Source organism: Chamaesiphon sp. OTE_20_metabat_361 (assembly GCF_031364565.1).
In genome coordinates, this window is the sequence record NZ_JANLWO010000344.1 from 1 (window position 1) to 12,212 (window position 12,212).

The window sequence follows — 12,212 nt, forward strand, 5'->3', positions numbered from 1 at the left end:
CACTTTGAAGCTTATCTGAAATACAGCATCATTAAAGTCATTATCGGAAACTCCTAAATTACCTGGTAAATCCTCAAACCCGAAGGTATTGTTGCCTAAAGAGCGCAGGTGACTAGCTTTGTCAGGATTAGCATTAGTTATCCCAAAATAAGCCACTCGATCGTCAATCTTGGTAGCTGCTTGGTTGTTGGGGTTGCTTGCTAAAAACTCTTCTGGTGTTAAGTTGCCCAAATTGGCAATAACAAAAGGAGTATAGAACTTGCCTCCTGTCAAGAAAACATTGCCAAAATTTGTAGGAGTGGTGTCATTGCTGGCATTGCCACCCGCACGGATGTTAACGTCCTTGACCCGAGTGGCGATCGCCGATCGGGCATAGGCAGCATCTCCGGGCAGCAGTTCGACAATTCCATCGCCATTAGCATCGATTCCGCCCGAACCATCAGCCACTTCATACAAGCCCACAAAGTTATCGAAGGCGGCAAAAGAAGCTGTAGATGGATTGTTGTCCAAATTGGCAGCGACTCGATTTGCGCCAGTAATATCGTAAATTACCGCACTGCCACCCGTATTGTTGGGAGTTACCGATACCACCGTAGGCGCGATCGTCGAATTAGCAACAGTGGCGAGTCCCTGATAGGTTTTGCCATCAGAGCCGATCGTCCCGAGATTTGAAGCTGCACCAGTTTGGAGGTCGATGCTGTAGAGGGTGGAATTGGACACGGCAAAGGCGGCATTCGTGCCCTCAGCCGTAGAAATAATGTCGAAGCCGCTCGATGCACCAAAGTCAATGCCCAGCGCGCCGATTGTGGTTAACGTGCCGTTATTGGGTGGATTCTGCAAAGTCAGAACATCGAGAGCGGCATCGATATCGTAGAGCTGCGTAGCAGTGGGGCTAGCGATCGCGTTGGTGTATGCTGCTGCTGATACTGCGGGATTAGCGCCAAAATTGGCATCACCTGCGGCATAAGCGAGATTGGTATCGACAATTACCGCTCCCGTATCCACATTAATCCGCAAACTTTGGTCGTTGTCGCCGACTAAGCGCAAGCGATCGGCAACGGGGTTAAAGTCAAAACCCGTAACGGTTGTGCCTGTAAACTGCTGACTCAGGGTGCTAACCAGAGACGCTGCGCCGCTGTTGGGGTCGAGCGTATAGAGGTTACTCGCACTAGTGAGTCCGTAAATCAAGCCGTTGGCTGGGCGGGTATCGATACCTAGTAAGGTTTCGCCACTTTTGAGTCCAGTTACCGCGATCGAGCGTACCGCACGGGGATTGCCAGGGTTAAAAGAGGCGAGCGTATTGGTATTAGATAGTGCGAGGAATCGGGAGTTAGTCGCGATCGGATTCACGATCTTGGCGCTACTGACTGTTGCTAGCCCACGTAACTTAGAGGTATCGGCAGATGATGAAACAATCGCTCCCGAATTAGTCGCTTGACCTGTTAATAGGTCGATGCTGTATAAAGTTGAGTTGGAGATTGCAAAGGCAGCATTGCTACCATTACTGCCAGGAATAATATCAAAACCAGCCACAGTATCTAAATCGATACCCAAGTTACCAACCGTAGTTAAGGCACCGTTATTGGGCGGGTTCTGCAAAGTGAGGACATCGAGAGCGGCATCGATATCGTAGAGTTGAGTGGAAGTCGTGCCTGCAAAGGAATTAGTATAGCCCGCTGCCGTAATCGTGGGATTTTTACTGGCATTGACATCCCCTGTTGCATAGGCGAGATTGCCATCGACAGTTACCGCTCCGGTATCTACATTAATTCGGAAATTTTGGTCGTTATCCCCGACTAGGCGCAATCGATCCGCGACCGGATTAAAATCAAATCCCGATATTGAGGTGGCGGTAAATGGGGTGCTTAGCGTACTAACTTTAGTCGCCACACCTGTATTCGGATTAATTGTATAAATCGTGTTTGCCGTGCTAATCCCATAAACCAGTCCATTCGCCGGACGCGTATCGATACCGATCAGGGGCGCATCCACACCCACGATCGCGATCGTGGTCGTCCGGTTGGGGCTGCTAGGGTTGAAGGAAACTAGCTTATTATCGTTAGTTAGTGCCAAAAACTGGGAATTTGCAGCAATTGGATTGATGTCTGGAGCTGCTGCGGCAACCAGTCCTTTAAAGTTCTGGCTAGAACCCGCACCAATAGCTCCCAGGTTAGTTGCTGTGCCCGTGCCTAGATCGATCGAGTACAACTTGCCATTAGAAGTGGCAAAGGCGGCATTATTATTCAGCGAGGATGAGACAATATCAAATCCACTCAAAGAACCAAAATCTACACCCAAATTACCAATTGTTGCCAAAGTTCCATTATTGGGCGGATTTTGCAGGACTAGAACATCCTGTAAGTCGTCAATATCGTAAAGTTGGGTTGCGGTCGTTCCCGCGAAGGAATTAGTATAAGCGGCGGCAGTAATGTTGGGGTTATCACCTGCATTGACATCTCCCGCCGCAAAAGCCAGATTGCCATCGACAGTCACCGCGCCCGTATCGACATTAATCCGAAAATTTTGGTCGTTATCTCCAACTATACGCAACCGATCCGCCACTGGATTAAAGTCAAATCCCGATATTGAGGTGGCGGTAAACGGGGTGCTCAGAGTACTAACTTTCGTCGCGATGCCCGTATTGGGATCGATCGTATAAATCGAGTTTGCTGTGGTAATCCCATAAATCAGACCATTCGCCGGACGCGTATCGATGCCCAACAGCGCACCGTCTACCCCTGTGACAGGGATAGAACTGACTCTAGACAGATTGCTAGAATTAAAAGACACGAGAACATTATTGTCACTGAGCGCGATAAAAGATGATGCCATACTTGTCTCTAGAATGTGGTAATTCGGCAGATGCAGAAGTTAACAGGCAGAATAGACTTACTGTTAATACGTTGGGTTGAGAATGTTGGATTCAAATGGGTAAAAAGTTTCATTCAGCATCGCTATCTCGAAAACCTTGCCGCCGGGGTAAGATTTCCGCCACTGTCCGCCAACCACCGAACGTTGGCACCAGCACCTCAGACAAAATGTTTTTCTAGCTCATATCGGCACAAACGCCCTCATCGACTACGTTACAGCGCCGCAGCTCGATAATCATCTACCAAAAGGATTAGACCGAAAATCGATCGCACCCGTTGGACATCGTTCTGACTCCCTTCCTAGTGACTGATTAGACATCTAGTAAGAGAGTGGAGAGTGAATAGTGGATGGTGAACTACAGATATCTAGTTCTTGAGCGGGAAGGGAGTAGCTAAAATTTGACGATCGATCGAATTGCCCTGACTTCACTTTAGAAGTTGGGGCGATCGAGTTAGACTGGTAACGAATCGTCACACCGCACATTAAGTAGTAGCCGCTACTGAATATTGCTGTCATCCTATATATAGGTAGCGATCGGCGCGACCTACTTCCAGTATCTAATTAGCACAAATGATTACAGCAGCAAATACAACAACAATCGCGCTCCTAACAATCTCACTCGGTATCCTGGGCTGGGGTTATTATCGGAATCGAGACTTGGGTAAATTTGGGACGCTCTCCTGGCTGCAATCAGCCGTGTTGATGGTGCCGTGGCTGTTGAGCTTTGGGGCATTAGTTGCTGGATTTTATATCAATCTTGCCGGAATCCTCCTACTGCTAGTCATTTCCACTTGCCTGTATATCTGGTTGGGAACTCAAGTCCGCCTTGCCGCCCAAGATCCGGAAATAGCAGTCAAACTCGCAGAGCGGCTGCGCGATCGGCAAAGCAAAATGCCAATCGAACAGCTCCCCATCACCGCCGAAATTGGCGATCGAGACCTGTCGAGCGCGATGGACGTGCTAACTATCCCCGACGCCGACTTGAGCGGGATTAAAGGGATTTTCGGCATCGATACTTTTTATGCTACTGAAACGCTCGCCTACGGACAAGGGGCAATTTTTAAAGGTAATTTGCGCGGTGAGGCAGCGGCAGTGCATCAGCGGTTGACAGACAAGCTCGCCAGCAAAGTTGGCGACAAGTACCGTCTGTTTCTGGTTGCCGATCCCGAAGATCGTCCGGTAGTAGTCGTATTGCCCAGTAGCAGCGACCCCCAGCCTGCAACAGTCGGACAGCAGATCCTCGCCGTAGTCATGCTCATCGCTACGATCGCGACTAGTTTGGAGGCGATGGGGGTATTTTTAGGCTTTGATTTTTACGAGCATACCGAGCGCATCCGCGAAGTGTTACCGCTGGCGCTAGGAGTTTGGACGATCCTCATCGCTCATGAAATGGGACATCAAGTACTCGCACAAAGGCGTCATGTCAAAATCGGCTTACCGTTCTTTCTCCCCACCGGACAAATTGGCGCATTTGGGGCGATTACTAGATTTGAATCCTTATTACCCGATCGATCGACCCTGTTTGATATCGCCTTGGCTGGCCCTGCGGCTGGAGGAATTATCTCCCTGATGATGCTGGTAGTCGGACTGCTGTTATCTCAGTCGGGAAGCGGTTTAGAAATTCCCTCGCAATTTCTGCAAGGTTCGATTTTAGTTGGTAGTATTGCTAAAATTATCTTAGGTGAGACAGCACATCAAGCGACGCTTTCCATTCATCCATTGGTAATCATCGGCTGGTTGGGATTGGTAATCAATGCGCTCAATTTGATGCCAGCCGGACAGTTAGATGGCGGGAGAATCGTCCAAGCGATCTATGGACGCAAAACCGCTCAACGCAGCACCCTAGTTACGCTAGTATTTTTGGGATTTGTCGCTTTTTTCAATCCTGCTAATTTAGTAATTTTCTATTGGTTGATTTTAGTCGGATTTCTCCAACGGGCATTGGAACGCCCGAGTTTAGATGAAATTACCGAACCAAATGATACTCGCGCCGCGCTAGGCTTACTCGCTTTATTTCTGATGGCTGCAACAATTATTCCCTTTAGTCCCGAGTTGGCTGGAAGATTAGGAATTGGGGGATAGGAACTAGGTTTTAGGTTTTAGGCTTTAGGCTTTAGGGGTAAGAAATTAGGAATTAGGCTTTGGGTTTTGAGGCTCTAGGCTTTAGGGTAAGGGATTAGGATCGTAGGGTGTGTTACTCCGTAGGATAACGCACCCACACATACACATTATTCAGAATCTAGAATCGATCGTTAATTAAATAACTAAATATCATGGGCGAATTAGGATTTGGAATTGCGGCGATAATTGCGGCGGCGATTATCAAATCGGGCATTAGAGTCGATCGAGAATACGAGCGCGGGGTGATCTTTCACTTAGGACGCTTTCAACAGATTAAAGGGCCAGGACTGTATTTCATTACGCCGATTCTCGACCAAAAAGTCCAAGTAGATATTCGGACTAAAACTGTTGATATCGCGCCCCAAGAAGCGGTTACTGCCGATAGTGTGACGATCAAAATTAATGCCGTCCTGTACTATCGGATCATCGATCCGATGAAAGCCATCAGTAGAGTAGAAAACTACCAAATGGCGGTATATCAGGCTTCAATGACGACCCTCCGCAATATTGTCGGTCAACATAATCTCGATGACATGCTCCAAAGTCGCGATAAAATCAACGCCAAAGTGCAAGAAATCGTCGATGAAATCACCGAACCCTGGGGTGTCGCGATCGAGCGTGTCGAACTCAAGGATGTCGAAATCCCGATTTCGATGCAGCGGGCGATGGCTAAAGAAGCCGAAGCCGCCCGCGAGAAACGCGCGCGACTAATCAAGGCAGAAGCCGAGCAAGAAGCTTCTAAATTGCTTAGTGAAGCCGCACAACAAATGATGGAAAATCCCGCCGCTTTGGAATTGCGGCGATTGCAAATGTTGACCGAAATTGGTGCCGAAAATAATACTACTACGTTGGTGATGATCCCTTCCGACATTATTAGTCTGGCAAAAGAATGGTCCACCGCCGCTCATAACAATAATGTTGCCGCTGCGCTAGCCAGTCAACAAAAAGCTACTCCAACAGAGAATTTACTCAATCCTAGTAGCACCCACCAACTCAACTTACCCGCGCCAGCAGCTACTCCCGAGGAGAAATCTCAACTGTTGTCTGACAAACTCGATCGCATATAATTTTGACAGTTAGGCACTGTCAAACAAAAAAGGGTAGATGCAATTTATAAATTGCATCTACCCTTTTTTGTTTGACAGTGCCTAACTGTCAAAATTATATGCGATCGAGTTTGTCAGACAACAGTTGAGATTTCTCCTCGGGAGTAGCTGCTGGCGCGGGTAAGTTGAGTTGGTGGGTGCTACTAGGATTGAGTAAATTCTCTGTTGGAGTAGCTTTTTGTTGACTGGCTAGCGCAGCGGCAACATTATTGTTATGAGCGGCGGTGGACCATTCTTTTGCCAGACTAATAATGTCGGAAGGGATCATCACCAACGTAGTAGTATTATTTTCGGCACCAATTTCGGTCAACATTTGCAATCGCCGCAATTCCAAAGCGGCGGGATTTTCCATCATTTGTTGTGCGGCTTCACTAAGCAATTTAGAAGCTTCTTGCTCGGCTTCTGCCTTGATTAGTCGCGCGCGTTTCTCGCGGGCGGCTTCGGCTTCTTTAGCCATCGCCCGCTGCATCGAAATCGGGATTTCGACATCCTTGAGTTCGACACGCTCGATCGCGACACCCCAGGGTTCGGTGATTTCATCGACGATTTCTTGCACTTTGGCGTTGATTTTATCGCGACTTTGGAGCATGTCATCGAGATTATGTTGACCGACAATATTGCGGAGGGTCGTCATTGAAGCCTGATATACCGCCATTTGGTAGTTTTCTACTCTACTGATGGCTTTCATCGGATCGATGATCCGATAGTACAGGACGGCATTAATTTTGATCGTCACACTATCGGCAGTAACCGCTTCTTGGGGCGCGATATCAACAGTTTTAGTCCGAATATCTACTTGGACTTTTTGGTCGAGAATCGGCGTAATGAAATACAGTCCTGGCCCTTTAATCTGTTGAAAGCGTCCTAAGTGAAAGATCACCCCGCGCTCGTATTCTCGATCGACTCTAATGCCCGATTTGATAATCGCCGCCGCAATTATCGCCGCAATTCCAAATCCTAATTCGCCCATGATATTTAGTTATTTAATTAACGATCGATTCTAGATTCTGAATAATGTGTATGTGTGGGTGCGTTATCCTACGGAGTAACACACCCTACGATCCTAATCCCTTACCCTAAAGCCTAGAGCCTCAAAACCCAAAGCCTAATTCCTAATTTCTTACCCCTAAAGCCTAAAGCCTAAAACCTAAAACCTAGTTCCTATCCCCCAATTCCTAATCTTCCAGCCAACTCGGGACTAAAGGGAATAATTGTTGCAGCCATCAGAAATAAAGCGAGTAAGCCTAGCGCGGCGCGAGTATCATTTGGTTCGGTAATTTCATCTAAACTCGGGCGTTCCAATGCCCGTTGGAGAAATCCGACTAAAATCAACCAATAGAAAATTACTAAATTAGCAGGATTGAAAAAAGCGACAAATCCCAAAAATACTAGCGTAACTAGGGTGCTGCGTTGAGCGGTTTTGCGTCCATAGATCGCTTGGACGATTCTCCCGCCATCTAACTGTCCGGCTGGCATCAAATTGAGCGCATTGATTACCAATCCCAACCAGCCGATGATTACCAATGGATGAATGGAAAGCGTCGCTTGATGTGCTGTCTCACCTAAGATAATTTTAGCAATACTACCAACTAAAATCGAACCTTGCAGAAATTGCGAGGGAATTTCTAAACCGCTTCCCGACTGAGATAACAGCAGTCCGACTACCAGCATCATCAGGGAGATAATTCCTCCAGCCGCAGGGCCAGCCAAGGCGATATCAAACAGGGTCGATCGATCGGGTAATAAGGATTCAAATCTAGTAATCGCCCCAAATGCGCCAATTTGTCCGGTGGGGAGAAAGAACGGTAAGCCGATTTTGACATGACGCCTTTGTGCGAGTACTTGATGTCCCATTTCATGAGCGATGAGGATCGTCCAAACTCCTAGCGCCAGCGGTAACACTTCGCGGATGCGCTCGGTATGCTCGTAAAAATCAAAGCCTAAAAATACCCCCATCGCCTCCAAACTAGTCGCGATCGTAGCGATGAGCATGACTACGGCGAGGATCTGCTGTCCGACTGTTGCAGGCTGGGGGTCGCTGCTACTGGGCAATACGACTACTACCGGACGATCTTCGGGATCGGCAACCAGAAACAGACGGTACTTGTCGCCAACTTTGCTGGCGAGCTTGTCTGTCAACCGCTGATGCACTGCCGCTGCCTCACCGCGCAAATTACCTTTAAAAATTGCCCCTTGTCCGTAGGCGAGCGTTTCAGTAGCATAAAAAGTATCGATGCCGAAAATCCCTTTAATCCCGCTCAAGTCGGCGTCGGGGATAGTTAGCACGTCCATCGCGCTCGACAGGTCTCGATCGCCAATTTCGGCGGTGATGGGGAGCTGTTCGATTGGCATTTTGCTTTGCCGATCGCGCAGCCGCTCTGCGAGTTTGACTGCTATTTCCGGATCTTGGGCGGCAAGGCGGACTTGAGTTCCCAACCAGATATACAGGCAAGTGGAAATGACTAGCAGTAGGAGGATTCCGGCAAGATTGATATAAAATCCAGCAACTAATGCCCCAAAGCTCAACAGCCACGGCACCATCAACACGGCTGATTGCAGCCAGGAGAGCGTCCCAAATTTACCCAAGTCTCGATTCCGATAATAACCCCAGCCCAGGATACCGAGTGAGATTGTTAGGAGCGCGATTGTTGTTGTATTTGCTGCTGTAATCATTTGTGCTAATTAGATACTGGAAGTAGGTCGCGCCGATCGCTACCTATATATAGGATGACAGCAATATTCAGTAGCGGCTACTACTTAATGTGCGGTGTGACGATTCGTTACCAGTCTAACTCGATCGCCCCAACTTCTAAAGTGAAGTCAGGGCAATTCGATCGATCGTCAAATTTTAGCTACTCCCTTCCCGCTCAAGAACTAGATATCTGTAGTTCACCATCCACTATTCACTCTCCACTCTCTTACTAGATGTCTAATCAGTCACTAGGAAGGGAGTCAGAACGATGTCCAACGGGTGCGATCGATTTTCGGTCTAATCCTTTTGGTAGATGATTATCGAGCTGCGGCGCTGTAACGTAGTCGATGAGGGCGTTTGTGCCGATATGAGCTAGAAAAACATTTTGTCTGAGGTGCTGGTGCCAACGTTCGGTGGTTGGCGGACAGTGGCGGAAATCTTACCCCGGCGGCAAGGTTTTCGAGATAGCGATGCTGAATGAAACTTTTTACCCATTTGAATCCAACATTCTCAACCCAACGTATTAACAGTAAGTCTATTCTGCCTGTTAACTTCTGCATCTGCCGAATTACCACATTCTAGAGACAAGTATGGCATCATCTTTTATCGCGCTCAGTGACAATAATGTTCTCGTGTCTTTTAATTCTAGCAATCTGTCTAGAGTCAGTTCTATCCCTGTCACAGGGGTAGACGGTGCGCTGTTGGGCATCGATACGCGTCCGGCGAATGGTCTGATTTATGGGATTACCACAGCAAACTCGATTTATACGATCGATCCCAATACGGGCATCGCGACGAAAGTTAGTACTCTGAGCACCCCGTTTACCGCCACCTCAATATCGGGATTTGACTTTAATCCAGTGGCGGATCGGTTGCGTATAGTTGGAGATAACGACCAAAATTTTCGGATTAATGTCGATACGGGCGCGGTGACTGTCGATGGCAATCTGGCTTTTGCGGCGGGAGATGTCAATGCAGGTGATAACCCCAACATTACTGCCGCCGCTTATACTAATTCCTTCGCGGGAACGACCGCAACCCAACTTTACGATATTGACGACTTACAGGATGTTCTAGTCCTGCAAAATCCGCCCAATAATGGAACTTTGGCAACAATTGGTAATTTGGGTGTAGATTTTGGTTCTTTGAGTGGATTTGATATTGTCTCATCCTCGCTGAATAATAATGCCGCCTTTGCCACTTCTAATGGCAAGTTGTACTCGATCGATCTAGGCACGGGCACAGCAACTAACCTGGGAGCTATTGGTGCGGGTTCTAGCCAGAACTTTAAAGGACTGGTTGCCGCAGCAGCTCCAGACATCAATCCAATTGCTGCAAATTCCCAGTTTTTGGCACTAACTAACGATAATAAGCTAGTTTCCTTCAACCCTAGCAGCCCCAACCGGACGACCACGATCGCGATCGTGGGTGTGGATGCGCCCCTGATCGGTATCGATACGCGTCCGGCGAATGGACTGGTTTATGGGATTAGCACGGCAAACACGATTTATACAATTAATCCGAATACAGGTGTGGCGACTAAAGTTAGTACGCTAAGCACCCCATTTACCGCCACCTCAATATCGGGATTTGATTTTAATCCGGTCGCGGATCGATTGCGCCTAGTCGGGGATAACGACCAAAATTTCCGAATTAATGTAGATACCGGAGCGGTAACTGTCGATGGCAATCTCGCCTATGCAACAGGGGATGTCAATGCCAGTAAAAATCCCACGATTACGGCAGCGGGCTATACTAATTCCTTTGCAGGCACGACTTCCACTCAACTCTACGATATCGATGCCGCTCTCGATGTCCTCACTTTGCAGAACCCGCCCAATAACGGTGCCTTAACTACGGTTGGTAACTTGGGTATCGATTTAGATACTGTGGCTGGTTTTGATATTATTCCTGGCAGTAATGGTAGCAATGCTGCCTTTGCAATCTCCAACTCAACTTTATACAGCATCGACCTATTAACAGGTCAAGCGACTAATTCGGGAGCGATTGTTTCATCATCTGCCGATACCTCTAAGTTACGTGGGCTAGCAACAGTCAGTAGCGCCAAGATCGTGAATCCGATCGCGACTAACTCCCGATTCCTCGCACTATCTAATACCAATACGCTCGCCTCTTTTAACCCTGGCAATCCCCGTGCGGTACGCTCGATCGCGGTAACTGGACTCAAAAGTGGCGAAACCTTACTAGGTATCGATACCCGCCCAGCCAACGGCTTGATTTACGGACTCACTAGTGCGAGTAACCTCTATACGCTCGACCCCAACAGCGGCGCAGCGTCTCTGGTTAGCACCCTGAGTCAGCAGTTTACAGGCACAACCGTTACGGGTTTTGACTTTAACCCCGTTGCCGATCGCTTGCGCTTAGTCGGCGACAACGACCAAAGTTTGCGGATTAATGTGGATACGGGAGCGGTAATTGTCGATACCAATCTCGCTTATGCCGCAGGTGATGCCAATTTTGGCGCTAATCCCGCAGTATCAGCAGCAGCATACACCAACGCGATCGCTAGCCCCACTGCTACGCAGCTCTACGATATCGATGCCGCTCTCGATGTTCTGACTTTGCAGAATCCACCCAATAACGGCACGTTAACCACAATCGGCGCGCTGGGCATTGACTTTGGTGCATCGAGCGGCTTCGACATTATTTCTACGGCTGAGGGCACGAATGCCGCCTTTGCCGTGTCCAATTCCACCCTCTACAGCATCGACCTCCAAACTGGTGCAGCTTCAAATCTCGGGACGATCGGCTCTGATGGCAAAACCTATCAGGGACTCGCCACTGTTGCTAATTCGACGATCGCGCCTACGGTGGTATCGGTAACTCCCAACAATACGGGTGGCAGTGCGGTAATTTACGATATTACTGGCGCAAATCGAGTCGCTGCCAATTTGGACAACAATCCATCTACAGCTTCTTTTGCCGCCTTCGATAACTTTGTGGGCTTGTATGAAGTGGCTGATGGTTCGGGCGGAATCGATGCTAATGGCGATGGAATTGTCGAACTGCTGCCCGGAGATGCTGCCTATGCCCGATCGGCGATCGCCACTCGGGTCAAGGACGTTAACATCCGTGCGGGTGGCAATGCCAGCAATGACACCACTCCTACAAATTTTGGCAATGTTTTCTTGACAGGAGGCAAGTTCTATACTCCTTTTGTTATTGCCAATTTGGGCAACTTAACACCAGAAGAGTTTTTAGCAAGCAACCCCAACAACCAAGCAGCTACCAAGATTGACGATCGAGTGGCTTATTTTGGGATAACTAATGCTAATCCTGACAAAGCTAGTCACCTGCGCTCTTTAGGCAACAATACCTTCGGGTTTGAGGATTTACCAGGTAATTTAGGAGTTTCCGATAATGACTTTAATGATGCTGTATTTCAGATAAGCTTCAAAGTG

Annotated in this window: 8 protein-coding genes; 4 read left to right on the forward strand and 4 right to left on the reverse strand. The window is 48.3% G+C overall.

All coding sequences use genetic code 11. The features are described 5' to 3' along the window. Both RMO35_RS10065 and RMO35_RS10060 read right to left on the reverse strand, forming a co-directional pair. The coding region (locus RMO35_RS10065; protein ID WP_309740831.1) for a DUF4394 domain-containing protein at positions 1-2,832 on the reverse strand (2,832 nt) is incomplete at its 3' end. Positions 2,833-3,189: 357 nt separating this feature from the next. Continuing rightward, on the reverse strand, positions 3,190-3,387 hold the full coding sequence (locus RMO35_RS10060; RefSeq protein WP_309740832.1) for a hypothetical protein: 198 nt from the start codon (positions 3,385-3,387) through the stop codon (positions 3,190-3,192). A 54-nt stretch (positions 3,388-3,441) separates the two neighbouring features. Here RMO35_RS10060 and RMO35_RS10055 point away from each other — a divergent pair, with 54 nt between their 5' ends. Both RMO35_RS10055 and RMO35_RS10050 read left to right on the forward strand, forming a co-directional pair. Continuing rightward, positions 3,442-4,953 carry a site-2 protease family protein gene (locus RMO35_RS10055; protein ID WP_309740834.1) on the forward strand — a complete coding sequence of 504 codons (1,512 nt, stop codon included), beginning with the start codon at positions 3,442-3,444 and terminating at the stop codon, positions 4,951-4,953. Positions 4,954-5,144: 191 nt separating this feature from the next. Next, positions 5,145-6,059, forward strand: coding sequence for a slipin family protein (locus tag RMO35_RS10050; RefSeq protein ID WP_309740837.1), 915 nt, complete (start codon positions 5,145-5,147; stop codon positions 6,057-6,059). Between the two features lie 94 nt (positions 6,060-6,153). Here RMO35_RS10050 and RMO35_RS10045 read toward each other — a convergent pair whose 3' ends face one another. Further along, entirely contained in the window at positions 6,154-7,068 is a 915-nt protein-coding gene (locus RMO35_RS10045) for a slipin family protein (protein ID WP_309740837.1), read from the reverse strand. 191 nt (positions 7,069-7,259) lie between these two features. Then, the gene (locus RMO35_RS10040) at positions 7,260-8,771 is read right to left on the reverse strand and encodes a site-2 protease family protein (protein ID WP_309740834.1); all 1,512 of its coding nucleotides are present in this window, start codon (positions 8,769-8,771) and stop codon (positions 7,260-7,262) included. Positions 8,772-8,825: 54 nt separating this feature from the next. On the opposite strand from RMO35_RS10040, the gene RMO35_RS10035 reads away from it, so the two are divergent. Both RMO35_RS10035 and RMO35_RS10030 read left to right on the forward strand, forming a co-directional pair. Then, on the forward strand, positions 8,826-9,023 hold the full coding sequence (locus tag RMO35_RS10035) for a hypothetical protein (protein WP_309740832.1): 198 nt from the start codon (positions 8,826-8,828) through the stop codon (positions 9,021-9,023). Positions 9,024-9,380: 357 nt separating this feature from the next. Then, a partial coding sequence (locus tag RMO35_RS10030; protein WP_309740831.1) for a DUF4394 domain-containing protein occupies positions 9,381-12,212 on the forward strand: 2,832 nt, incomplete at its 3' end.